Annotated in this window: 21 protein-coding genes; 8 read left to right on the top strand and 13 right to left on the bottom strand. The window is 62.4% G+C overall.

Annotated features, from left to right (window positions below):
• Positions 1–1,029 carry an Ldh family oxidoreductase gene (locus CWE01_RS11655; RefSeq protein ID WP_100940676.1) on the top strand — a complete coding sequence of 343 codons (1,029 nt, stop codon included), beginning with the start codon at positions 1–3 and terminating at the stop codon, positions 1,027–1,029.
• Here CWE01_RS11655 and CWE01_RS11650 read toward each other — a convergent pair.
• The 5 genes from CWE01_RS11650 to CWE01_RS11630 all read right to left on the bottom strand — a co-directional run bounded on the left by CWE01_RS11650 (position 1,023) and on the right by CWE01_RS11630 (position 12,023).
• Positions 1,023–1,991 (bottom strand): hypothetical protein, encoded by a 969-nt coding sequence (locus CWE01_RS11650; RefSeq protein WP_100940675.1) that lies wholly within the window; start codon positions 1,989–1,991, stop codon positions 1,023–1,025. The two genes, CWE01_RS11655 and CWE01_RS11650, sit on opposite strands and share 7 nt — an antisense overlap.
• The gene (locus tag CWE01_RS11645; protein WP_157815206.1) at positions 1,988–2,329 is read right to left on the bottom strand and encodes a DUF6543 domain-containing protein; all 342 of its coding nucleotides are present in this window, start codon (positions 2,327–2,329) and stop codon (positions 1,988–1,990) included. Before CWE01_RS11645 ends, CWE01_RS11650 begins: the two co-directional genes overlap by 4 nt.
• Positions 2,226–6,248, bottom strand: a complete 4,023-nt coding sequence (locus CWE01_RS11640; protein ID WP_100940673.1) for a dermonecrotic toxin domain-containing protein — start codon at positions 6,246–6,248, stop codon at positions 2,226–2,228. The genes CWE01_RS11645 and CWE01_RS11640 overlap by 104 nt, the downstream gene beginning before the upstream one ends.
• 102 nt (positions 6,249–6,350) lie before the next feature.
• Positions 6,351–11,537, bottom strand: a complete 5,187-nt coding sequence (locus CWE01_RS11635) for a hypothetical protein (RefSeq protein WP_100940672.1) — start codon at positions 11,535–11,537, stop codon at positions 6,351–6,353.
• Between the two features lie 165 nt (positions 11,538–11,702).
• The gene (locus tag CWE01_RS11630) at positions 11,703–12,023 is read right to left on the bottom strand and encodes a YqjD family protein (RefSeq protein ID WP_100940671.1); all 321 of its coding nucleotides are present in this window, start codon (positions 12,021–12,023) and stop codon (positions 11,703–11,705) included.
• Between the two features lie 165 nt (positions 12,024–12,188).
• Between CWE01_RS11630 and CWE01_RS11625 the strand changes: the two genes are divergently transcribed.
• Positions 12,189–12,443, top strand: a complete 255-nt coding sequence (locus tag CWE01_RS11625; protein WP_100940670.1) for a hypothetical protein — start codon at positions 12,189–12,191, stop codon at positions 12,441–12,443.
• Positions 12,444–12,452: 9 nt separating this feature from the next.
• Here the strand turns inward: CWE01_RS11625 and CWE01_RS11620 are convergent, their stop codons facing one another.
• Positions 12,453–12,935 (bottom strand): GreA/GreB family elongation factor, encoded by a 483-nt coding sequence (locus CWE01_RS11620; protein ID WP_100940967.1) that lies wholly within the window; start codon positions 12,933–12,935, stop codon positions 12,453–12,455.
• A 14-nt stretch (positions 12,936–12,949) separates the two neighbouring features.
• The gene (locus tag CWE01_RS11615) at positions 12,950–13,369 is read right to left on the bottom strand and encodes a hypothetical protein (RefSeq protein ID WP_100940669.1); all 420 of its coding nucleotides are present in this window, start codon (positions 13,367–13,369) and stop codon (positions 12,950–12,952) included.
• 127 nt (positions 13,370–13,496) lie between these two features.
• Here CWE01_RS11615 and earP point away from each other — a divergent pair, with 127 nt between their 5' ends.
• Both earP and CWE01_RS11605 read left to right on the top strand, forming a co-directional pair.
• Positions 13,497–14,630 (top strand): elongation factor P maturation arginine rhamnosyltransferase EarP, encoded by a 1,134-nt coding sequence (gene earP / locus CWE01_RS11610; protein WP_100940668.1) that lies wholly within the window; start codon positions 13,497–13,499, stop codon positions 14,628–14,630.
• Between the two features lie 48 nt (positions 14,631–14,678).
• Complete coding sequence (locus tag CWE01_RS11605; protein WP_100940667.1) at positions 14,679–15,248, top strand: elongation factor P; 570 nt, start codon at positions 14,679–14,681, stop codon at positions 15,246–15,248.
• An 80-nt stretch (positions 15,249–15,328) separates the two neighbouring features.
• Here the strand turns inward: CWE01_RS11605 and CWE01_RS11600 are convergent, their stop codons facing one another.
• The 4 genes from CWE01_RS11600 to CWE01_RS11585 all read right to left on the bottom strand — a co-directional run bounded on the left by CWE01_RS11600 (position 15,329) and on the right by CWE01_RS11585 (position 18,541).
• Positions 15,329–16,339 (bottom strand): alpha/beta hydrolase, encoded by a 1,011-nt coding sequence (locus CWE01_RS11600; protein WP_100940666.1) that lies wholly within the window; start codon positions 16,337–16,339, stop codon positions 15,329–15,331.
• A gap of 26 nt (positions 16,340–16,365) precedes the next feature.
• Entirely contained in the window at positions 16,366–16,785 is a 420-nt protein-coding gene (locus tag CWE01_RS11595; protein WP_100940665.1) for an organic hydroperoxide resistance protein, read from the bottom strand.
• 273 nt (positions 16,786–17,058) lie between these two features.
• Positions 17,059–17,511 (bottom strand): MarR family winged helix-turn-helix transcriptional regulator, encoded by a 453-nt coding sequence (locus CWE01_RS11590; protein WP_100940664.1) that lies wholly within the window; start codon positions 17,509–17,511, stop codon positions 17,059–17,061.
• Between the two features lie 73 nt (positions 17,512–17,584).
• Complete coding sequence (locus CWE01_RS11585; protein WP_100940663.1) at positions 17,585–18,541, bottom strand: LysR family transcriptional regulator; 957 nt, start codon at positions 18,539–18,541, stop codon at positions 17,585–17,587.
• Between the two features lie 143 nt (positions 18,542–18,684).
• Here CWE01_RS11585 and CWE01_RS11580 point away from each other — a divergent pair, with 143 nt between their 5' ends.
• The gene (locus CWE01_RS11580; RefSeq protein WP_256346911.1) at positions 18,685–19,395 is read left to right on the top strand and encodes a sulfite exporter TauE/SafE family protein; all 711 of its coding nucleotides are present in this window, start codon (positions 18,685–18,687) and stop codon (positions 19,393–19,395) included.
• Here the strand turns inward: CWE01_RS11580 and CWE01_RS11575 are convergent.
• Positions 19,385–20,239, bottom strand: a complete 855-nt coding sequence (locus tag CWE01_RS11575) for a LysR family transcriptional regulator (RefSeq protein WP_177145222.1) — start codon at positions 20,237–20,239, stop codon at positions 19,385–19,387. The two genes, CWE01_RS11580 and CWE01_RS11575, sit on opposite strands and share 11 nt — an antisense overlap.
• 98 nt (positions 20,240–20,337) lie before the next feature.
• Between CWE01_RS11575 and CWE01_RS11570 the strand changes: the two genes are divergently transcribed.
• A complete protein-coding gene (locus CWE01_RS11570; protein WP_100940966.1) occupies positions 20,338–20,565 on the top strand; it encodes a DUF1127 domain-containing protein in 228 nt (75 codons plus the stop codon).
• A 58-nt stretch (positions 20,566–20,623) separates the two neighbouring features.
• Positions 20,624–21,838, top strand: coding sequence for a winged helix-turn-helix domain-containing protein (locus CWE01_RS11565; RefSeq protein ID WP_100940660.1), 1,215 nt, complete (start codon positions 20,624–20,626; stop codon positions 21,836–21,838).
• Between the two features lie 177 nt (positions 21,839–22,015).
• Here the strand turns inward: CWE01_RS11565 and CWE01_RS11560 are convergent, their stop codons facing one another.
• Complete coding sequence (locus CWE01_RS11560; protein ID WP_100940659.1) at positions 22,016–23,362, bottom strand: class II 3-deoxy-7-phosphoheptulonate synthase; 1,347 nt, start codon at positions 23,360–23,362, stop codon at positions 22,016–22,018.
• A 110-nt stretch (positions 23,363–23,472) separates the two neighbouring features.
• Here CWE01_RS11560 and CWE01_RS11555 point away from each other — a divergent pair, with 110 nt between their 5' ends.
• Positions 23,473–24,228 (top strand): spermidine synthase, encoded by a 756-nt coding sequence (locus CWE01_RS11555; protein ID WP_100940658.1) that lies wholly within the window; start codon positions 23,473–23,475, stop codon positions 24,226–24,228.
• The last annotated feature ends 25 nt before the right edge of the window (positions 24,229–24,253 follow it).

Raw genomic sequence — 24,253 nt, 5'->3', positions numbered from 1 at the left:
ATGTCTGTACCCAGCGAGACGGCTACTCAAACTATTGCCCATAGCGATCTGATTGCACTGCTCGCCCAGGTCTTCCAGCGCCATGGCACCTCGGCGGAAGTCGCCCGGGTCCTGGCCGAGAACTGCGCCAGTGCCGAGCGCGATGGCGCCCACAGTCACGGTATATTCCGGATTCCCGGGTATGTCTCCACGCTTGCCAGCGGCTGGGTGGATGGCAAGGCCATTCCTCTGGTTGAAGATGTCGCTTCCGGCTTTGTCCGGGTCGATGCCGCCAACGGTTTTGCCCAGCCAGCCCTGGCCGCCGCCCGTGGGTTGTTGCTGGAGAAGGCCCGCAGTGCCGGGATCGCCGTGCTGGCGATCCGCAACTCCCATCACTTCGCCGCGCTCTGGCCGGATGTCGAGCCTTTCGCCTATGAGGGGCTGGTGGCCCTGAGCGTGGTCAACAGCATGACTTGCGTGGTGCCCCATGGCGCCGAGCGCCCGCTGTTCGGGACCAACCCGATCGCCTTTGCCGCGCCGCGGGCCGGTGGCGATCCGATCGTCTTCGACCTGGCCACCAGCGCCATGGCCCATGGCGATGTGCAGATTGCCGCCCGCGAGGGACGCAGCCTGCCGCCTGGCATGGGCGTGGACCGCGACGGTCAGCCGACCTGCGAGCCCAAGGCGATCCTCGACGGCGGCGCGCTGCTGCCGTTCGGCGGTCACAAGGGGTCGGCGTTATCGATGATGGTCGAGTTGCTGGCGGCGGCCCTGACCGGCGGCAATTTTTCCTTCGAGTTCGACTGGTCGAAACATCCCGGCGCCAAGACCCCCTGGACCGGGCAGTTGATCATTGTCATCGACCCGGCCAAGGCGGCGGGACAGGACTTCGCCGAGCGCGCCCGGACCCTGGTCAGCCAGATGCAGGGTGTCGGCCTGCAACGCCTGCCGGGTGACCGACGGCATCAGCAGCGGGCCGGGTCGCTGCGCGATGGGATCTTGCTGGCAGCGCGCGATCTGCAACAGTTGCGCGAACTGGCCGGTCAATGAGCCTTGTCGCCTGGGATGGGCGACATCCCAGGCGCACGGTTGGCCCCCATCTGTAGCAACGGATGGTATTCGCGCGGCCTTCCCAGGTGAGCGAGCAACAATGTCAGGGAGTCTGCGTTGTCCAGCATGACATCGACTCTTTTGTTCTCATCCGAGAAGAAAACCCGGCGGGCTTCATCCAGGTTCCGGGCGCCGGTGAGTTGCAACAGACGTTGCAGAGGTTTGCCCTCCACGTCATGCCATTGCTCGTCCTCATCGCCGGGCTCCTTGAACAGTTCGTTGTCGGGGGTGCTACTGGAGAAGGCGTGCTGCTGGATCCGCTCCAGGGCGTCGTGGCGCAGCCTTCCCACCAACGTGCTGGTATCCAGCAGATCCAGGAAGGGCCGGCTCGAATCCAGATAGCTGAAGTCGATCGTGTCGAGGACCAGATGGCTGACTTCATGCAGCAGGACCGACGCCATGTTGTGTCCCTGCATGTCGAAGGTTCTCGGGCGCAGGGGCAGGTGGGCCTGGAAGCCGGGCTCGAAAAAGCGCTCGGTCAAATAGATTTTCCTGGCCGTTTCGTTGGGCAGGGTGAACGCCTGGATGCTGTGCTCCGGGTGCAGGGCCGACCCCACGACATAACGTAACGAGGTCTCGGGATTGAGCGATGGATGGAGCAGTTCCCCGAGCAGCAGGTGCGCGCGGAACTTGATTTTGCCGATCATGCTTTCATTCACCGCAGAGGTATCGAAGAACTTTTCCACGAAAAGGCGGCGCTTTTTATCCAGGAATGTGTTGGAAAAAAGTCGGTCCATGTTCCTGAGGGCTGCGGTCAAATAGGCCACGGCTTGTTCGTGGCCATGGCGGATCAGGCGAGCCCGGTTTGGGTAGAGTCGGCGGATACTGCGAATCCCGACCGCTTGCACACGCATTTGTTCGCGGATGGCTCTTCGGGTCAGGCAAAAGTCAAACAGCTTCATTGCGAGAGTCCCTCCAGGCAGTGTCCTTGCAGGTCGAATGACCACTGTTTGTATGGGTTCTGTTGCAGCCAGGGGCCCACTGCCTGGTCCTTGACGATGCGCCAGCGGCGATTGTCTTCCCGTACCTGGAAGACTTTTCCGCCGACCGCCGCGAAGGCCTTGCCGGTCGCCGTGTCGCGGTACAGGCCGGTGGCCAGATCCGCGGTCATGTCCGCCAAGGCCACGTCATGGGCTTCATGACCGAGGATCGCGGCCTTTTGTCCGGGTGTCAGGCGACTGGCGCCCCAGGCCGGGTCGGCAAAGGGCGACTCGATCAGGTCTTCGGTTTCTGTTTGCACGGGGCCGGTCAGGCTCGACTGATTCCAGCCGCGGCGTGCCACCGCCAGTTGCGCGAGGCTGATGACGAACTCCTCGAGCGCCTCGCCCCAGCGGCCCTGCCAGGCCTTTTGCGCCGCGTCCTTGAGCTGTGGGAGGGTCTGCCAGACAAGCAGTGGCAAGCGCAATCGCCCGAGCATGGACGTCGCGCCCTGCCTCAAGCCCGGCCTTGAGCCAGGACAGGGCAGTGCTCCAGACCGGATGCTGGTCTTGCATGCTCTGCCGGCCGAGCATGTCCTTGAGCAGCGCGGTGGTGTCCTGATAGAGCCGCTGGAAGAAATTGCCGCGCAGCGGATTGTCGCTGATCCCCAGGAGCGCCCGATGTGCGCTGAACACCTGTTGTGCGTAATGAGCGCGCCGCCCGTGGGCCAGTCCGTCGAGGACTCGCTGTTGCAGGCTGGCCGAGTTCTTGAGGTCGGCCCGCAAGGCGCCTTCATTGATGTATTCCTGGAAAATCGGCTGCGGACCCTGTGGGCTGAGGAGAATTCGTGGGCCGCGTTCGCCGGGTTTGGGACCGATCAGATAGAAACCGGCCACGGGGTCGGCTTTCGCCTGGATGCCGCTGATCAATTCCAGCGGGCGAACGTCAATGCTCTGTCCGTTCAAGGGTTTCCTGGCGAGACCGTCGGGCATCGTCAGCAGGTGTTTGATATAGCCATGGGCGGTGGCAGAGAGGGTGTTGCGGATCACTTGGGTGAAGGCGTGCAGCAGGCTTTGCCAGAAGCAGTGTTTTCGAAAAGCGCGGTGGCGTTGGGCGCTGCCACTCTCTCTGGCCGACAGATAGGAGTCGAGCAGGTTGGCATAGTGGCTACCAACGGCGGCCTCTTTCACCAGGGTTTTCAGGCGCTCGCCGGTCAGCTCCCTGGGCAGCCGGCCTGTCGGAGTGCCCACGATGATCGCGCTGTGGTCGATATCGTCGAAGTGCCGCAAGGCGAAGTCGGTCAGGGGTTCACGGATGATCTCGGCCGCATTGCGCAGCGTCAGCGAGATGCTGATCTGGTCGGGGTCGAGACCGGCCGCCGGAAAGTCCCGTGACAGCAGGCTCCTGATCTTGGTCCTGGCGTTGTCGCGGATATCGGGAATGTCCTGGTGATAGTCACCGGTCGTCGCGGCATCCTGGCGATAGCGGTCGAGCAGGCTCGCCAGGGCGAACTGCCGGTTGTCGCTGGCGCCCGCCAACCAGGTTGGCAGCGCCAGGTGCAGGGCGGCGTTCTCCGCGGCCTGGATGGCTTTCTCGAGAATGGGAACCGTCGAGTGGGCGTCAAGGCAGGACTGCAGGTGCCGGTGAAAGTGCTCGTTCGAATAGGGGGACGCCGCGGCATGCGCCAGATCACCCATCGCCTTGTCGACCAGCGAATTTTGTCGATTGCCGCGGAAACCGTTTTGAATGAGTTCAAAACCCAGGGCCGGATAAGCCCGGTGATGGGTGTGGGGGGGCTGGGGTAGGGGCAAATGGGCCGGCCATTCGCTGCGGGCGATGTTCTCCAGCAGCGACAGACGCTCCACGGGGTCATGCAGGCGTCGTTGCAGTTCGACTTCGGCGGCGTGAAAGGCGTGGAAGGTTTCAGCCCCCTGGACCGGGGTCCATAACAGCACGCTTCCGGAATGCTCGTTGTCCAGGCCGCCCCGTTCGGTCAGCAGGTAGCAATTGCGCAGTTTGATCGGCACTGCCGTGCCGTCGGTCTTGAGCGTCAGCTCGAAGGCATCCGGAATGAAACCGTGCAAGCCGGGACGCTGGTCTCGTCGATGGCTGTCGAGAAGGTTGTCGAGCAGCTCCAGGTCGGTTTCGCTCAAAGTGTTCTGCAGTACCTTGAACTGGGCTTCGCGGCGCAAGCCGCTGGTCACGGCCTCGCTCAAATGCTCGGACAGTTCGCTATACACCGAGCGCTGCTGGCGCAGGTAATGCTCGAGAAAATCCGGCAGGGCCCTCTCGACGATGGTGTTGAGCTGCGTGATGTCCAGGTCGGAAACGCGTGCCCAGTTGCCCTCTATATCCTTGCTGAAAAGGCCGCTGTGGGTGGTGTTTGCCAGCGCCCCCGTGTGCTGGGTCAGGCGCTCGAGAAAATGTTCCACCAGGCTTTGCGAGCGGTTCGGCATCCGCGTCGTATCGCCGAGGGGAGGCAGGGCGGACGCATAGTGATTGATGTAGAGGTTGTCGGGTGACAGGTTGTCTCTATGGACGAGGTTCAGTTCCCTGGACAGTTCGCTTTGGATGAAGCCCTTGAGGGACGGGCGCTTGTTCAGGCCCTTGGTGATTCTTTCCTTGAGTTCGTTCAGTGTTTTCAACTGGTACCTGACGGTGGCCAGGGTGGGTGTCAATGTCCGTCGCGAGCCCGGTCTGACGACCTTCTCGCTGGGCGAGAGATCCAGGCGGTGGCTCCATCGACCCAGGGGCGCCAGTGCAACCAATCGCGGGTCGATCAGGGCTCGGACATCCAGTGCCTGTTCGAACGCCGCGGCGAGCGCCAGCGTGCCGTTGCTGTTGCGATAGCGTGTGAGCACGTACGCCACGTTATCCAGTTGTTTGGCGACAACGCTGTTGAACAGCGCCTTGAAGACCCCCGGGTCGCTCGTTGTCAGAGCAATGTCGAGGGTCTGCGAGTCCTTCAGGTCGGCGCGTTCGCGCAGCGACAGGCCATGACGCAAGTCATTGTCGTGGTCCGGGTCTTGAAGCCGGGTCTTGACCGAGGCCAGCAGTGAACTCTCGCTTTCGAAGGCCAGCAGTCGACCGGCGGCATAGAAGAAAAAAACCGGGTGCTGCTGACGGTCGCTGCGCACGACAAAGGCATTGGCCAGGACGCCGCTGAGCCCACTGGTTTTTACACTCAGGGTGTAGAGCGTCAGATCGTGCAGCCTTGAGGCATCCGGGGGGTATAACCCGCACAGCGAGTAGTAGTCCTCGGGCCTGAGGGTATTCCAGTCCTGTTCCTGCTGGAGCAACTCGGCCCGAAAGCGGGTGCCCATGGCATCGATAAACAGGTCCTGGCGTGGTTGCCCGTTGTCGAGGGGCTCTTTCCAGAAGTCTTGCAGTGTGCTTTCCAGATGGCTGTACAACTGCTCGGAGAGACTCGCCAGGGTCTTTTCCCATACGGGGGTATCCCTTGCCGAGGAGGAGTAGCCGGGCGCGACGAATTCGCGGCTCTGCCCTTCGGGCCAGGCGCCCCGGTTGTAGTGTTCCAGCAAGGTCTCGCTGAGCAATCGGGTTGAGAGCTGCTGGAGTGGGAGTCTCGCCGTGCCTTCGTCCGCGCCGGGTATTGCATAGCTGATCACCCTCAGGGCCGTCAGGCTGACCTGAGGAAAGTGCCGGCCCAACTGACTCTCCAGCAGTTGGTCGAGCAGCGTCTTCAGTGCCGGCAACCTGAGCAATTCGTCCTGCAGGTGCTTCAGGCTGTAGTCGAGGTAGGTTTCGATGGACTGGCGTCGATCGATCAGCACGACTCCCAGGATCGGTTCCGAGACCAGGGTGGGAGGCGGGTCAAAGCGAATGGCGGTCCTGATTCTGAGTGCGACGAAGCGCAGCAGCTCGTCGCGTTGCGGGGCCAGGCTCAGGCGTTCGAGCAGCTTTTTCAGCGCCAGCTCGCGATGGTCGAAGGGCTCCAGGCCGAACCCCGGGGTACAGAGGAACACCCGGTGTCCCGGCGGGCCGCTGACCAGGAAGGTTCCGGCCAGCTCGGCCGGCAGAGAGCCTTGCGCGACGATGAAGAGTTTATCGACGGACATCGGTGTATCGAGTGCCTGGCGGGCATCCTGGCTGGCCAGGAACAGGTTGCGCAGCCAGTTGCGGTCAGTGGCCTCGATCCCCAGGGATCCTTCCAGTGCACTGGGGGTGTCATGCAGTTCCATGGCCTGGGACAAGTAATAGACAGCGGGGTGGTCGGACATGTGCTGTGCCTTCGTTCACGTTGACGAGGAGCGACGTTCGCCGGGGCGAGGCATCGCTCTTGAAGGACATCAACGCTACAGAGGGCGGCCCGACGGGCTGCATTAGATAGTGCTGGCGGGTATGGGCCCTTGCTCCCGGTGGGGGGCGCCACTGAAAATCGGGTAGAACTCCGTGGGACGCCCCAGATAGCTGACGAACAGCGCCACCGAGTCCGCGTTGGCCAGGATGACATCGATTCTCCTGGCTTCGTCGTCCTGGAATTTTCGCCGGGCGTCTTGCAGATCGGGGCAGCGGGTCAGTGCCAGGACCCGTGTGTACGGGTCATCCTCTATATCGTGCCAAGTGCCGGTGATCCGGTCTTCAAACCTGAACAAGTGCTCGCTGGGTGTGCGCGAAGAGAGTGCCATTTCCTGCAGCTCTTTCAATTCCTGCTGTCGTGCACGCCCCTCGCTTGTGGTGTTGTCGAGCAGGTCGTAGAAGGGGCGGAAGGAATCCATGTAGGCGATGTCCACGGTATCGAAGACGATATGGCTGAACTCGTGAAGCAGGATGGTCGCCATGTTGTGCAACACGCTGTTGAAGGTCCTTGGCCGGATGGGGTCATAGACCTCCAGGCCGGGCTCGAAGAACAGCTCGTTCAGATAGATTTTACGGGTGCGGTCGCAGGTCACCACGAAGGCCGCACACCTGCGCTCCGGTGTCCGGGAGGCACCGACGACATAGAGCTCCGAGAGGTCAGGGGAACGGGCCGGGGACAGCAGTTCCCTGAGCAGCCTGTCGAGCATTCTGCCGATTCTCTTGTTCAGGCCCCGGCTGATGGTCTTGAGGCCGAAGACCGCCTGCAGGTAAAGCTGTCGCTGGTTGTCGAGCCGAGTGCCGGCCGCCAGTGATCCCAAGCGTTGCCTGGCGTTTCTCAGGTAGGTGACCGCCAAGGCATGGCCCTGTCTGAGTTGTCGGGCCTTGTCCGGGTAAAGATGCCTGATCGATTTCATGCCGGCGGCCAGTACCTTGACTTCACGGCTTACGGTTTGCCGGGTGGTGATACGGTCTATCAGGCGATTGCCATCCCCGCCTCCCAGCAAGCGCCCCTTGAGGTCCATGTCCCACTGGCCTTGCGCGTCCTTTCGCAGCCACGGTCCGGGCTCCTGATCGGTCACGATGCGCCAGCGCCGGTCCTCGATCCGCACCTGGAACACCCGCCCGCGTACGGCGGCGTACTGGCGGTGGGTGCGCGGGTCGGTATGGGTGCCCAGGGCGGCGTCATGCTCCAGGTCGCTCAAGGCAATATCCCGGACTTCGTAGCCGAGCAGGCGGTTTTGCTGTTCCTGGGTCAACGGCATGTCTCCCCAGGCAGGCCATTGCAGGAATGGTGACTCGACCGGGGTTGCCGGTGGGGCGGGTGTCTGCGCGGGCTTCGGCAATTCGATGAGCGCGCTGGCAGCCGGTGCCTTACGGGCCAAGGCCAGTTGCGCCAGGGCGCCAGTGAAGTCCTCCATCGCTTGTGCCCAGCGACCTTGCCAGGCATTGTCCATGGCGTCCTTGAACCGCGGCAGGGTTTGCCAGATCACCCAGGGCATGCGCAAGCGGCCGAGCATCAGCTGGGTGCCCTGATGCAGCTGGTTCCCGAGCAGGTGAACCACCGTGCTCCAGGCCGATTGCTGTCCCTGGGTGCCTTGCAGTCCCAATTGGTCTTTCAGCAGGGCGGTCATGTCGTTGTACAAGCGGTTGAGGAAATGACCCTTGATGATGTTCCAGGTAACGCTGACGGTCCGGGTACTGAAAGCCTGTTCGCTGTAGAGCTGGCGCACGCTACTGGAAATCCTCCCGAGCACGAGTTGTCGCAAGGCCCCGGGACGACCCAGCTCGCTCATGAACAGCGATTCGTTGCCGTACTCGCGAAAGGCCGGTTGTTCGCCATACGGGCTGAAGAGCACCAGCGGTCCCTGGGTATCGGAGCGTCCGATCAGATACAGGCCCAGGGCCCGGTCCGCGCTCGCCCGGGCCAGGCGTAGCAGTTCCAGCGGACGCACAACGATGTTGCTGCCGACGAGGGGCAGGCGAGCGACGCCGTCGGGCATGCCCAGCACATGCCTGATAAAGCCGTGGGCCTGGGCGGACAGTGATTGCCGCAGGTATTGGCAGAGGGCGTGTTCGAGGCTTTGCCAGATCAGGTGCGGGTTGAACAGGGCTTGGCGCTCGGGTACCCGGTTCTCACCGTGGGACAGGTGGGACTCCAGCAGTGCCGCGTAATGCGTGCCGATGTCCGCTTCCTTGATCAGGGCATTGAGGCGCGCGACCGTCAAGCCATCCGGGAGCGTGTTTGTGTGTAGCCGTGTTGCCGAAGCCCCGTCGATCTCGTCGAAATGGCGCAGGGCATAGTCCGTCAGCGTCTGCGGGCTGCTGCTCCGTGCCTCCCGGCTGTCTGTCGAGAGATGCACGTCATCCGGGCTCAAGCCTGATGTCGGAAAGTCGCGACTCAGCAAGCTGCCGATCTTTGTCCGGGCGAAGTCTCGGATGGCGGGGATGTCGTGATGGTAATCGAGGGGGGCGTCGATGTGCTGCCGGTGCTGGTCCAGCAACTCGGCCAGGGCCAGTTGCTCGTCGGCGCGGGCATTCGCCAGCCAGGCGGGTAATGCGCTATGGAGGCGACTGTGCTGTGTCGCTTCGAGGGCTTTTTCCAGGGGCGCCAGCGAGGCGTGTCTTAGCAGGCAGGATTGCAAGTGGCCTTGCAGGCTGGCGGCCGGTAGCTGCGCTGAGGCCGCCTCGACGATGTCGCCCAGTGCCTTGTCGGCCACGGAGTAGATCAGGTGGGTCAGGAAGTTGTCGCGGATGCGCACGAAGCCGATGCCCAGGCCATTGTGCTGATTATCCGCCGAGGGCAGTGCGGCTATCAGGTTCTCCAGCAGGGACAGGCGTTGGTCCGGGGCATGCAAGCGTCGGGTGAGTTCGGCTTCGGTACTGTGCAATGAGTCGAATGCTTCGAGCCCGCCGGCCGGCGTCCAGAGCAGCGCACGCCCGGAGTTGATCGGATCCAGCCCGCCACGCTCGGTGATCAGGAAGCAGTTGAAGAGCCTGTACGGCAGCGCCTGCCCGGCGATTTTCAGGGTGAGACCGAAGGCATCCGCGATAAACCCCCGCAAGCCTTTGCGCCGTACGCCGTCCGGATGGTCGAGAACCGTTTCGAGCAGTTCCCGGGCGCCGTCATCCAGGGTCCCCGCCAGCACCCGTTGCCGTGCTTCGTGGCGTAGACCCTGGTCCAGGGCGTTGCCGATCAGGGGGCTGAGTTGTGAATAGATCGTTCGATGCTGGTGCAGAAAACGTGGCAGGAAATCCACCAGCGCGGCGTCGACGAGCCCGTTGGCGGTGGCCATGTCCAGATTGGCAATCCTTGACCAGCTACCGGCCTGGCTGTGGCTGAACAGACCGCTGCCGGTGCTTTGCGCCAGTGGCGGGACCAGGCCGACCGAGCGCTCCAGCAGGTGTTCGGCCAGGCTGGTCGAGGTGATCGGCTGGAGCGCCTGCTGTTCGTCGGAGGCGCTCTCGTACTGGTTGAGATAGATGTTCGCCGGGTCCAGGCCTGTCCGTTTTGCGCTGACCCACTCATCGTGCAGCGAGCTTTGCGCGAAGGTCAGGAGATCCGGGCGTTTGGCCAGTTCGTTGGCGAGACGGAATTTCAAGGTGTTGAGCGTGTGCCACTGCTCACTGGCGCTGGTGAGCGTCGTGGTCGGGGGCTCGATGGGCTGGACATCAGCGTCCGCTGACAGATCGAGGCGCAGGCTCCAGCGCTCGCGGGTATCGATCGACGGCAGCCTGCTGTTGATCATCGCGCGAACGTCCAGGGCCACCTCCAGGGCCGCGCCGAGATTCAGTTGCCCTTTGCTTCTGCTGTAGCGCGCCAGGACGTATTCGATGTTTTCCAGTTGCTTGGCGATGATCGCCTCCAGCCTGTTTTCGAAGATCGGCTGCGCGAGGGGGTCCAGTTGCGTGGCATGCGTGGGGTAGTTCAGCAAGTCGGTGAGTTCGGTCAATGAAAGGGTTTCTGGTAGCTCGTCCAGGCGCTCGATATCCTGCAACTCCTGCAGGAGATAGTTATTCAGGGCCTCCTGGCTGTTGAACTCCATAAGCCGGCCGTAGGTGTAGAGAAACAGTGAGCCGGGGCTGGCGGACTCGTCGCTGACCAGGAACGCATTGGCGAGGGTGGCCTGGGAGGGCTTGCTGGTTTTGTAACCCAGGCTCTTGATGCGGGTCCGTGGCAGTCGGGCTGGCCTGTGGGGATAGAGCCCGGCCAGCCAGTGCTGCGTCCGGGAACCGATGCTGTCCCATTGCAATTGCTTGAACAGTTCGGTTCGCCAGCAGGTGCCCATGACCTCGGCAAAAAACGCGCGGCGTGAGTAGCCGTTGTCCATCTTGCCGTTCCAGTAGCTTTCCAGCTCGCTTTGCAAGCGGACCTTCAGGCTGCCGGAGATTTTCGTCAGGGCGTCTTCCCAGAACACGACATCCGCCGGCACCGCGTTGTAGCCGAGGGCGACGAAGGCGCGGCTCTGGCCGGTGGGCCAGGCCCCGGCGCGATAGTGCGCCAGCAACGCGTCGCTCAACGAGTGAGTCGCGGCGGACTGGTGTTTCGGGTCGCTGTCGTCCTTCTTGTCGTTTCGGCCGGCGCTCACATAGCTGATCATCCTGACGGCGGCCAGGTCGACGTTGGCAAAGCGTCGACCCAGTTCGTCATCGAGCATTTTGTCGAGCAGCGCGGCGAGGGTCGGCAGCTTGAGCAACTCCTCGCCCAAGGCCCGCAGGTTATGTTTCTCATGCAGATCGATTGAGCGACGTCGGTCGAGGAACACCGCGCCCTCGATGGGTTCTGTCTTGAGCTGCAGGTAACTGTCGAACTGGATCCGGCTCTTGATATCGACGGCGACGAAGCGCAGCAGTTCGTCGCGCTGGGTCTCGAGGGTCAGGCGCTCGAACACGCAGTTGATGGCGGCGGTTTGTGTATCGAAATGCTCCAGGCCGAAGCTCGGCGTGTACAGATACGAGCAGTCCTGGGTGCTGGGCCTCATGACGAAGGCTCCCACCAGATCCACGAGCGTCACCCCGTAGGCGCTGAGCAGGATTTTTTCGACCGTCATTGGATCTTTGAACGCCTGGCGGGCGTCCTGGTTGGGAAGCAGGACGTTCCTCAACCAGGTTCGGTCAGCCTGGGTGATGTTGCGTGCGATTTCCCGCTCATTGGGGGCGTCGCGCGCTTCCAGGACTTCGGAGAACTCGTAGGGATATGAATCGAGGGTCATGGTTTTTGCCTTCGTTCGTACTGACGAACCGCGGGGCACTGGCAGGCCAGGCTTTGCGGAGAATGGCAAAAACGCTATCGAGTGGCGGGAGGCTGGGGTGGTAGATAGTGCTTCGGAGGCCGCGTCCCTTGTCGCGGTGACAAGGGACCTTTCAACAACGGCTGATCAGTGGCGACGGCCCAGCAGCAGGCCGACCACCAGGCCGAAGCCGGCGGAAATCGCCACGGTCTGCCATGGGTGTCCGCCGATGTAGGTTTCGGTCGCCTCGACCACCGGCTTGGTGCTTTCACGCACATTAGTCACGGAGTCCAGCGCCTGCTTGAGCTTGTGGCTGATCTGGGTGCGCAGGTTCTCGCCTTCCTCGCCCACCAGCGAGGCGCTTTCCTTCAGCAGTTTTTCCGAGTCCTGGATCAGCGCTTGCAGTTCGCTGAAGGCCTGGTCCTTGATCTGGTCTTCGGTGGCTTGTACGGCGGATTTACGGGCCATGATGATCTTCCTTTCAAGAGAATGATGGGACTCATCCTGTGAGTCGATTGTGTCGGTGAAAGTTGCAAATTTTCAACGATGGCCCTGGCGCGAGCCAAAATCCTCGGCAGGATATTTCCATCGACGGTGTAAGATATGCCTCTATTTACACCGCAGGATTTTCCAATGAGCTTCAATCTGGCTAACAAGTCCCTGGCTGAGCGGGCTGCCCTCGAGGACGAGAAGTCCCGTCTGTTCGACCTCTGGCAGAGCAACCTGGGCAAGGCCAAGGGCGAGGCCGCGCGCCTGTTCGGCGAGCGCGCCAAGCGCAAGGGCAAGTGGGCGGAGTGGGTGCGTTCGGAACTCGACACCCTGTCGCCGCCGGAATACACCAGCATGGTCCGCAGTGAGGTCAATCGCCTGATGGCGGCGGCCAAGTAACCGCGGGCCTCACTCCACCCGGATGATGCTGTAGCGCTGGGCCACGCCGCCGACCTTGATCGTCACCTCGTCGCCCTCCAGTTTGCCCAGCAGGGCACCGCCCAGGGGGGAACGGGGACTGATCACGGTGATCAACTGGCCGGCTTCCTCGACCTTGAGCCCGGCGGCATCGGGCGCCAGGAACAGCCATTGTTCGCTGCCGTTCTCGGCCTCGAGTGCCAGCAGGGCGCCGAGCTGGATACCGCTCTGCGGGTCATGCGGGCGCAGGATCAGTTCCCGGCAGCGCTTGAGGGCCTGGCGGATTTCCTCCATGCGCCGGGCTTGTCCGGTGGCCAGGTACGAGGCTTCCAGGCCCAGGGTGTCGTACTTGTTCTCGGCGACGTTTTCTTCGTGGGTCGCGGTTTCGTAGGCGGTTTGTGCCGCGCGTTGCAAGACATCCAGATCGATGTCCAGCAGTGCCAGGAGCCGTTGGTGCACGGCGTACTTGTCCATCACGGTGATGTCGCTCAATTGCAGAACTGCAGCACGTTGGCGCGGCTCTTGTCGGTGGGAGCGGTCTGGTCCTGTTGCAGCCAGAACTGGCACTTGGGGTTGGACAGGTTGCGGTAGCTGCTGCGGGCCTGTTCCAGGCGCTGCTGTTCTTCATTCCTGGAGAGGTTCTGTTTGTACTGCTCGAACATCTGCGTCGAATCGCCGCCGCTTTGTGGCACCGGTGTGGTGTTGACGGCGGGAGCCGGGTTGCTCAGTTGGCGGGCGGCCTCGGCCAGCGGTGCCAGGGGCTGCGGGACAAAGATCCGTGCCACCACCCAGGCCGTCAGGGCCAGGGCCATGACGCCCAGCCAGATGCCCAGGGCGATACTGGCGGTCAATTGCAGTGGATTGAGGGTGACATAAATGGGGCGGCGCGCTTGTCGGCGGTAAGGCATGGTGACCTCCTGGCAGGGCGATTCGGAGCAAAGGATCATTGTCGCATATGAAGATTAATCGACATCGCCTCTTCTGCGCGCACGGATTTATGCGGACAATCGGCGCTTTTGCCAAACGGAGCCCGGAATGAAGGCCACCTGGGATATTTTCTGCACGGCTGTGGATAACTTCGGCGATATCGGGGTGACCTGGCGTCTGGCCCGGCAGCTGGCCGCTGAACACGACTGTGCCGTGCGGCTGTGGGTCGATGATCTGCGGGCCTTCGAGCATCTGTGCCCGGCGATCGACGTCGGGCTCGAGCGGCAGTCGCAGCGTGGGGTCGAGATTTGCCGTTGGTCGGCGCCCTGGTCGCCTGTACCGGCGGCCGATGTGGTGATCGGTGCCTTTGCCTGTTCATTGCCCCATGAGTACATGGAAGCCATGGCGGCACGGGACAAGGCGCCGTTATGGCTCAATCTCGACTACCTGAGCGCCGAGGACTGGATCGTCGGCTGCCACGGGCTGCCGTCGGTCAAGTTCAAGCAGGTGCAGAAATTCTTCTTTTTCCCGGGCTTCCAGGTCGGCACGGGTGGCCTGCTGCGTGAGACCGGGCTGCTGGAGCAGCGTCGGGCTTTTGTGCAGGATCCGCGGGCCCGTGGCGATTTCCTGCAAGGACTCGGCGTCGAACCGACAGACGGTGCACGGCTTATCTCGCTGTTTGCCTACGAGAACGAGGGGCTGGCCGCTTGGTTGGATGCTTTGTCGGCCGATGTCCGGCCGACGCAATTGCTGGTGCCGGTGGGGCGTATCCTGGCCGATGTCCAGCGTTGGCTGGGGGCCGAGGGCCTGGCGGCGGGTGCCCGGGAGGTCCGTGGTCAACTGACGGTGCAGGTGTTGCCGTTCGTCCCCCAGGAGGATTACGACCGCCTGCTGTGGAGCTGCGATTTCAACGCGGTGCGCGGCGAAGACTCGTTCGTGCGGGCGCAATGGGCCGGCCGGCCGTTGCTCTGGCACATCTATCGCCAGGAGGATGACGTTCACCTGGACAAGCTGGAGGCCTTTCTCGGCTTGTACACCCAGGGCTTGTCGGTGCAGGCCAAAGCGGCGTTCGAGGGCTGGTGGCGGGCCTGGAATATGGCGGGGGACATGGCGTCGGCCTGGAAAACGCTGCTGGAAAACGAGCGGGAGCTGGCCGAACACGCCGAGCGCTGGTGTCTGGAACAGGCTTCGCGGCCCGATCTTGCCACGGCGCTGGTGAAGCTTTACCTAAATTGGATATGATACGCGGCCTAGATTTATGTACATCCCATCCAAATTCGGATATTCGCAATGAAAACTGGTAAAGAACTGAAACCCGGGACCGTGATCCGTCTCGAAAACGATCCTTGGCTGGTTCAGAAAGCTGAATTCACCAAGTCCGGTCGTAACAGCGCAATCATGAAGACCAAGCTGAAGAACCTGCTGACCGGTTACAAGACCGAGATCGTCTACAGCGCCGATGACAAACTGGACGACGTGATCCTCGACCGCAAAGAAGCGACCCTGTCCTTCATCAGCGGCGACTCCTACACGTTCATGGACACCTCCGACTACACCATGTACGAGCTGAACGCCGAAGACATCGAGGCTGTTCTGCCATTCGTGGAAGAAGGCATGACCGACGTCTGCGAAGCCGTATTCTTCGAAGACCGTCTGGTATCCGTAGAACTGCCGACCACCATCGTGCGTCAGGTTGACTACACCGAAGGTTCCGCTCGCGGTGACACTTCCGGCAAGGTGATGAAGCCTGCCAAACTGAAGAACGGTACCGAACTGTCGGTTGCTGACTTCATCGAAATCGGCGACATGATCGAGATCGATACCCGTGAAGGCGGTTCCTACAAAGGCCGTGCTAAATAAGCACTGCTTTTCGCCGCACGAACAAAAAAGCCCGGACATGCGCCGGGCTTTTTTGTGTCTGCTTGTTTCTGAGGTGCTGCTTATTTCAGGTGTTCCTTCAGCTCTTGCGACGCCTGCAGCATGGCCGAACGGACTTCCGGCACCTGGCTGACCACATTGAGCAAGCCGAAGTCGTGGATCATGCCGTTGTAGCGCACGCTGGTCACCGCTACGCCGGCTTCATCCAGCTTGCGACCGTAGGCCTCGCCCTCGTCCCGCAGCACATCGGCGCCGGCGGTCTGGATCAGCGCGGGCGGCAGGCCCTTGAGCTGGTCCGTGGTAGCGCGCAGGGGTGAGGCATAGATCTCGCCGCGTTGCTTGGCATCGGTGGTGTAGTTGTCCCAGAACCATTTCATCATGTTCTTGCTGAGGAAGTGCCCCTCGGCGTACTGGTTGTAGGATGCCGTCTCGAAATTGGCATCGGTCACCGGCCACAGCAGCAGCTGGAACTTGATCGCCGGCGTGCCCTTGTCCTTGGCCATCAGGCTGACCACCGCGGCCATATTGCCGCCGACGCTGTTGCCGGCCACGGCCAGGCGCTTGCCGTCGACATTGATCTCCTTGCCATGTTCCGCCACCCATTTCGTCGCGGCGTAGGCCTGGTTGATCGCCACCGGGTAGTGGGCTTCCGGGGACGGTGTGTAGTTGACGAACACCGCCGCCGCACCCGACCCGACCACCAGGTCACGGACCAGTCGCTCGTGGGTCGGGAAATCCCCCAGGACCCAGCCGCCACCGTGGAAGAACATGAACACTGGCAGTGTGCCCTTGACCCCGGCCGGACGGACGATGGTCAGCTCCAGCGGCTTGCCGTCGACCTGGATGGTCTTATGGCTGACATCGGCGCGGGGCAGGTTCAGCTTGACCCCCGACTGCGCCCCGGACAGCACGGCCCGTGCTTCTGTCGGCGTCATCTGTTCCATCGGCTTGCCGCCGCCGCTGTTCAAGGCATTGAGAAACGCCTGGGTGTTGTGCTCGACATCACCGGCGAAGGCGCTCTGGACAGACAGCGCGAGTAGGGTACCGGTCAGGACTTTGCTGAAAGTGTTCATGTTCGGATCCTTGAGTGACGAACTGGTTAGACGGTGACGTGCAGGCGGACGTCGACGTTGCCACGGGTGGCGTTGGAGTACGGGCAGACCTGGTGGGCGGCGTCGACCAGGCTCTGCGCGTCGGCTTGTTCCAGGCCCGGCAGGCTGATGTGCAGGTCGATGTCCAGGCCGAAACCACCGGGGATCTGGCCGATGCCGACATGGGCGGTGATCGCGGTGTCGGCCGGGATCTGGCGTTTGCTCTGGCTGGCGACGAATTTCAGGGCACCGATGAAGCAGGCCGAGTAACCGGCGGCGAACAGTTGTTCCGGGTTGGTCGCCGCGCCGCCAGCACCGCCAAGTTCTTTCGGAGTGGCGAGCTTGACGTCGAGGATCTGGTCGCTGGAAACAGCACGGCCGTCACGGCCACCGGTGGAGGTTGCGATTGCGGTATAGAGCGTTTGCATGATGAGCCTCGTCGTTTCAGGTTGTGTGTTGTGCGCTAATTGTTTGCGCGTTAACTAAGTGCGAGGTAAATGTATCCCGCAAATATCTTGCGCGCAAGATAAATTTTCAAAAAAGACTGGCTTTGATTTTTTGGGGTGGATCGGGGAGGAAGATTAACGGTAAGCGCGAGGACGTTACCGCGCGCCAGATCGCCCCTGTGGCTAGGAGTTATCTGGCTTTTCTGTAGGCGTTGGCTTGCTGGAGATCAGCGCGAAGGGCTGAAAGGGGATGGGTCAGAGGCTCTCTTGCAGGTGCCCGCGCAAGGCCACCAACTCGGCCTGGAGGGCGCGCAGGCGTTCCAGGGAGTCGCCGCTGGCGGCGAGAATGCATTGCGGGATGCCACGCGCCTGATCGCGCAAGGCCCGGCCTTGTTCAGTCAACTCGACGATGACCACGCGTTCGTCCTCCTTGCTCCGGGTCCGGCTCAGCAGCCCCTCGCTTTCCAGGCGCTTGAGCAGGGGCGTCAGGGAGCCCGGATCGGTCAGCAGGCGCGTGCTGATCTCGCCCACGGTCAGGCCGTCCTTTTCCCAGAGCACCATCATCGCCAGGTATTGCGGGTAGGTGAGGTTGAGGGCCTGGAGCAGGGGTTTGTAGACCTTGGTCATCAACAACGAGGTGGAGTGCAGGGCAAAGCACACCTGGTTGTCCAGGAGCAGGTCGTCACAGTTGTCGCGGTTGCTGGTCATCACTAAAGCCTTGTGCGTTACGTTCGATGAATCTAGCGGTCGAATCTTTAATGCGCCAGAGAATTTTCCGAGCCTAGTGTCGTCCCAGACCGCTTTGCAGGGCCAGGTCCCAAGGCGGTACGGGGCTGAAGCGGCTCTTGAGGAACTCCAGCAGCAAGCGGCTGCGGGAGTTGGCCGGTTGTTCCAGGCGCAGGGCGTAGACCCCGGAGCTCTCTGGCGCCGGCAGGCCGTTTTCGCAGAACAGCGGCAGCAGTTCGCCGCGCAACAGGTATTCGCTGACCAGCCAGGTTGGCAAATGGGCGATGCCCAGGCCTGCCAGCGCCCCGGACAGCAGCGCCTCGGCGTTGTTCGAGGTCATGCGCACGCGCGCTGGGCGGTACAGCTGCATCTGCCCGTCCTGGACGAAGCGCCAGGCCATGAACGGGGCCAGCGCGTCCCAGTCCAGGCCGTCATGTTCGCTCAACTCCCTCGGATGAAGCGGGGTGCCGCGACTTTTCAGGTAGGCGGGGCTGGCACAAGCAATCCGTACGATGCTCGCCAGGGGCGTGGCCACCAGCCGGGTATCGGCCATTTGCCCGGCGCGCAGCACCAGGTCGACCTTGCCCAGGTTGGAGCCCTGCATGTCGACGAAGCTGTCGATCAGGTGCAGTTGCACATCCAGGCCCGGGTAACCGGTGAGGAAGTCGGCAATCGCCGGTGCCAGATGTCGGCGACCGAAAGCCGCTGGCGCGTCAACCCGGATCAGCCCCTCGGGAGCGTTGCTCAGGGACACGGCCTCGGCGCGGGCCAGGCGCAGTTCGGCGACGATCCGCCGGGCCCGTTCGGCGAACGCCAGACCGGCGGGCGTGGCCCGGACCGCATGGGTGCTGCGAATGAACAGGCGGCTGCCGACCGAACTTTCCAGGCTGTCGATCCGCCGCGCCACGGCGGACGGGGTCAGCGGGTGGAGGCGGGAGGCGGCGGAAAAGCTGCCGGTTTCCAGGACATCCAGAAACAGGCCGAGTTGATCGGTCAGCGTCTTGGGATTCATCGATATTTGCTTGTGCGAGATTGGCATAGCCATTGTGCGTTGCTGTGCGTTTCCGCGCTAGAGCGGACTGCGTAGCATGGGGGTCATTGAGTGGGGAGACGGCTGTGATCGAGTTGATTGAGTACCTGGTGTTGGGCGTCGTGATGGGAGCGGTGGGTGGTGTGTTCGGCATTGGTGGCGGTCTGATTGCCATTCCGGTGCTGGGCATCCTGTTCGGCCTCGACCAGCAGTTGGCCCAGGGCACGGCCCTGGTGATGGTGGTGCCCAATGTGGTGCTGGCGTTGTATCGCTACAACCAGCGCAATCGCATCGAGTTGCGCCACGCCTTGCCGCTGGTGCTGATGAGTTTCTGTTTTGCCTGGGTCGGCGCCCTGTGGGCGGTGGGGCTGGATGCGCGGAGCATGCGCCTGGGTTTTGTCGGCTTTCTGCTGGCCTTGTCGCTCTACACCCTGGTGCGGGTGTTCATGGCGCCGGCGCTGGTTTATGCGCAGATGCGTTATCCCTGGCCGTGGCTGGGAGTGCTGGGCGCTGCTTCGGGAACCATGGGCGGCCTGTTCGGCGTGGGCGGGGCGGTGGTGGCGACGCCGTTCCTGACCAGCGTTTTCGGCACTTCACAGGTGGTCGCCCAAGGCTTGTCGCTGGCCCTGGCGCTGCCCAGCACCAGCGTCACGCTGATTACCTATGCGGCGCACCATGAGGTCGACTGGAGCATGGGCATTCCAATGGCCGTGGGTGGCTTGCTGAGCATCAGTTGGGGCGTGAAAGTGGCCCACGCCTTGCCGGAAAAGCTTTTGCGCGTCCTGTTCTGTGGCTTCCTGATGATTTGTGCAGGATTGCTCACGCTTAAAGTTTGAAACCTTCGACAATGTGCTCGGCCAGGCATTCGGTGATTGGCGAGGGTTTGCTCAGATTGCGCACCAGCATGATGTTGAGCAGGGGCAGTTGGGGCAAGTCTTCGGCTTCGCCCAGAATCCGCCAGTCCTGGGGAATCAGGCTTTCCAGCTGGGCGGTCATGGCCAGGCCGGCGTTGACCACCGCCATGATCGTCGACAGGCTCGGGCAGTTGTAGGCCAGCCGATAGTCCCGGCCACGGGCGTCCAGGGCATTGCAGGCCCATTGGGTACAGAAGCAATCGATACCGTCCATTGCCAGTGGCAAGGGCGTTTGTTCGTGATTGGCGGAACATTGGGCTTCGGCCCAGACCAGCCGTTCCTGGCGCAGCAGCTGGCCGAGTTCATTGCCCGGTTTGCGGGTGACGATGGTCAGGTCGAGGTCGTGGCGTTGCAGCAGTTGCGTGGAGGATTCGCAGTTCACTTCGATCTTGACCAGCGGATAGAACTGCGCGAAGTGCGAAAGGATGCCCGGCAGGAAGCGCATCACGTAGTCGTCCGGTACACCGATCCGCACCATGCCGACCATGTGAGGCTCGCGCAGGGTGTTGAACACTTCGCTGTGCAGTTTCAGGATGCGCCGGGCATACCCGAGCAGTACCTGGCCTTCGGCGGTCAGTCGCACCTGGCGCCCGTCGCGCTCGAACAACTGGCGCTTGAGCACATCCTCTTCCAGGCGCTTCATCTGCATGCTGACCGCCGATTGCGTGCGGTTGACCAACTCGCCGGCCTTGGTAAAGCCGCCTTGATCGGCAATCGCGACAAAGGTGCGCAGGACGTCGGTGTCGATGCTCGGGTAGTTGGACAACTCATCAATCTCCGAGATGTATTGCATAAGAAACATTCGTTGGATTGATCTTAGCGCCAGGTACAGACTTTAGTCATCCCCAACTGGAGGGCAGGATGATGAAAGGTCAAAAAGGTTATCTGTTGGTTGATGGTGGCGCGTATTCGGTGTTGTCGCTGCGGGCCTGGTGGCAGCGGATTGTTCGTTGGCACGAAGTGTCACGCGAGCGTCAGGTGCTGGCGGCATTGAATGACGACGCGCTCAAGGACATGGGCCTCAGTCGCGCCGATGTCGAGCAGGAGACCCACCAGCACTTCTGGAACGATCCAATGGGCAAGGGCCGTTGATGGCGCTACACAAGCAGGGGCGGACTGCGGTAGTTTGCGGGTTCACAAGGAGGCGTGCATGCCCGCAGACCTGTCGTTTTCATTGAAGCAAGCCCGCCGCCTGGCGCTCGCGGCCCAGGGTTTCCAGGGGCGTAGGGCCTCGGCGGCGATCAAGCCGGTGCAGGTCAACCGGCTGATCGAACGCCTGGGTGTCGTGCAGATCGATTCGGTCAACGCGTTGGTGCGTTCGCACTATCTGCCGCTGTTCTCGCGATTGGGCAACTATTCCCCTGACTTGCTCGACCAGGCCGCCTGGAGCCAGGGGCGACGACGCACCTTGTTCGAGTATTGGGGGCATGAAGCGTCGTTGCTGCCGATGTCGCTGTATCCACTGATGCGCTGGCGCATGCAGCGGGCGTCCCGTGGCGAAGGGATCTACCAGCAGATGGCGCGTTTCGGTCGCGATGAGCAGGCAACTATTCGCCGGGTACTGGCTTTGGTGGAGGAGCGCGGCGCGTTGGGCGCGGGCAGCCTGTCGAGTCGTGAGGAAAAAGCCGGGCCCTGGTGGGATTGGAGTGCCGAGAAGCATGCGCTGGAATGGCTGTTCGCTGCTGGTGAAGTGACGGTGGCCGGGCGCCGGGGCTTTGAACGGCTCTATGATCTGCCGGAGCGGGTGATTCCGTCGGCGGTACTTGGACAGCCGCTGATTGACGAGGCCGAGGCCCAGCGTGGCTTGTTACGCCAGGCTGCGGCGGCTCTTGGGGTGGCGACGGAAAAGGACCTGCGTGACTACTTTCGCCTGGACCCGGGCGATAGCCGTGCACGCCTGGCGGAGTTGGTCGAGGCCGGTGAATTGCAGGTGGGTGAGGTGCAGGGCTGGCGCCAGCCGGTGTACTGCCTGCCGGATATCAAGGTCCCACGCCGAGTCGAGGCCAGTGCGCTGTTGTCGCCGTTCGACTCGTTGATCTGGGAGCGCAGCCGCACCGAGCGGTTGTTCGATTTCCGTTATCGGCTGGAGATCTACACACCGCAGCACAAGCGGGTGTATGGCTATTACGTGTTGCCGTTTTTGCACAACGAACGGATTGCCGCGCGGGTCGACCTGCGTGCGGAGCGGGCGCTCGGGCGGTTGGCCGTACATGCGGTGCATGAGGAAGAGCAGGGGCTGGATGAGGCGGGGATGGCGGCATTGGCCTTCAACTTGCGGCAGTTGGCCGATTGGCTGGGGTTGGCGGATATTCAGCTCAACTGTCAGCGGGTCAGTGCGCAGCGGTTGCGGGGTTTGCTTTTGTAGGGAGCGCTTGTTCAGTGATGATGGTGGTGCGGCTTGCATCGCCATCGCCAGCAAGCCGGCTCCTACAGGTTGGAGTTTCACCACAATCTATCGTCGTGCTCGGAACCTTGTAGGAGCCGGCTTGCTGGCGATGGCGCAGGTGAAGCTGGCACCGTCATCACTGGCAAGCCGCTGTCCTTAACGCCGCACCTGCTTCAACGTCTCGGCAATCAAAAACGCCAATTCCAGCGACTGATCGGCGTTCATCCGCGGATCGCAATGGGTGTGATAACGATCCGACAATCCATCCTCGGTAATCGGCCGCGCCCCACCGATGCACTCGGTGACGTTCTGCCCGGTCATCTCGATATGAATCCCGCCCGCGTAGCTGCCTTCGGCCTGGTGCACCTGGAAGAACTGTTTCACCTCGCTGAGGATCTGCGCGAAATCCCGGGTCTTGTAGCCGCTGCTGGCCTTGATGGTGTTGCCGTGCATCGGGTCGGAGCTCCACAGCACCTTCTTGCCTTCGCTTTCCACGGCGCGGATCAGTTGCGGCAAGTGATCGCCGACCTTGTTCGCACCCATGCGCACGATCAGGTTCAGGCGGCCGGGATCATTGTCCGGGTTGAGGATATCGATCAGGCGGATCAGGTCGTCGGTGTTCATGCTCGGGCCGACCTTGACCCCGATCGGGTTGTTCACCCCGCGCAGGAACTCGACGTGGGCACCATCGAGCTGACGGGTGCGGTCGCCGATCCAGAGCATATGGGCCGAGCAGTCGTAATAATCGTTGGTCAGGCTGTCGCGGCGCACGAAGGCTTCTTCGTAATTCAGCAGCAGCGCCTCGTGGGCGGTGAAAAAACTGGTTTCGCGCAATTGCGGCGAACTGTCCATGCCGCAGGCCCGCATGAACGCCAGGGTTTCATCGATACGGTCGGCCAGTTGGCTGTATTTCTCGGCCAGGGCCGAGTTGGCGATGAAATCCAGGTTCCACTTGTGCACCTGGTGCAGGTCGGCAAAACCGCCCTGGGCGAAGGCGCGCAGCAGGTTCAGGGTGGCGGTGGCCTGATGGTAGGACTGCAACAGGCGGTCCGGGTCCGGCACGCGGCTTTTTTCATCGAAGCCGATGCCATTGACGATATCGCCACGGTAGGCCGGCAGGGTCACGCCGTTGATGGTTTCGTCGTTGGCCGAGCGCGGTTTGGCGAACTGTCCGGCCATGCGCCCGACCTTGACCACCGGGCAGCCGGCAGCGAAGGTCATGACAATGGCCATTTGCAGCAGCACCTTGAAGGTGTCGCGAATCTTCGCCGCCGAGAACTCGGCGAAGCTCTCCGCACAATCGCCGCCCTGGAGCAGGAAGGCACGGCCCTGGGTGACTTCGGCGAACTGACGGCGCAGTTCACGGGCTTCCCCGGCGAACACCAGTGGCGGGTAACTGGCCAGGCTTTGCTCGACTCGCAGCAGGTGCGCGGCGTCCGGGTACTGGGGTTGTTGCTGGATCGGCAGGGCGCGCCAGCTGTCGGGGCTCCAGGGTTGGCTCATCATGAACTCGAGGATTGACGGTGGGAGGCCCATGTTAGCAGCAATTAGTGCGTGACCTGCTCTGTCGGCTTGGCTGACAATTGCGCTTTTCCCGCTTGCAAGGATATGAAATGGCTGAGGAGCGCGTGGAGCGTCTGCTCGCCGAAGTGCACGATGCCTTCGGCATGATTCGAGTCCTTGAAGTGGACGATTACCGCTTTCTCGAATTTGGCGATGCCATTGAGCAGAGCTGCGTGTTCACCGCCGACCCGAGTTGGCTGGAATACGACTACACCCGTGCCATGCTGATCGGTGCCTTGTGCCACGAAGAGCCGGAAAGCGCGCTGTTCCTGGGGCTGGGGGCCGGCACCCTGACCCAGGCGTGCCTGCGGTTCCTGCCGCTGGAGGATGTCGAGGCCATCGAGTTGCGCCCGGACGTGCCGCGCCTGGCCATCGAGTACCTGGGGCTGGATGACGATCCGCGCCTGTATATCCGCGTCGGCGATGCGCTGGAACTGCTGGAGAGCGCGGAGTCGGCCGACCTGATCTTTGTCGACCTGTATACCGATGTCGGCCCCGGTGTCGGCCATCTGGCCTGGAGCTTTCTGGAAAACTGCCAGAAGAAACTCAACCCTGGTGGCTGGCTGGTGATCAACCAATGGGCCACCGATGACGGCAAACCCCTGGGCGCTGCGTTGCTGCGCGGGCTGTATCACCGGCACTACTGGGAGCTGCCGGTGAAGGAGGGCAATGTCATCCTGATCGTGCCGGCGGACCTGGACCAGGAATTGGACCTGCGCGGTTTGCAAGGCCGGGCCGATGAACTGGCGCCGCGCCTGGGGTATTCGTTGCAGACCTTGATCGGGGAGATTCGGCCGGCGACCTGATTGGGTGGCTGTTGCACGACGGTGG

The organism is Pseudomonas sp. QS1027 (assembly GCF_002814235.1).
In the GTDB taxonomy this organism is placed as follows: domain Bacteria; phylum Pseudomonadota; class Gammaproteobacteria; order Pseudomonadales; family Pseudomonadaceae; genus Aquipseudomonas.
This window is presented reverse-complemented; position numbering and strand designations above follow the sequence as displayed.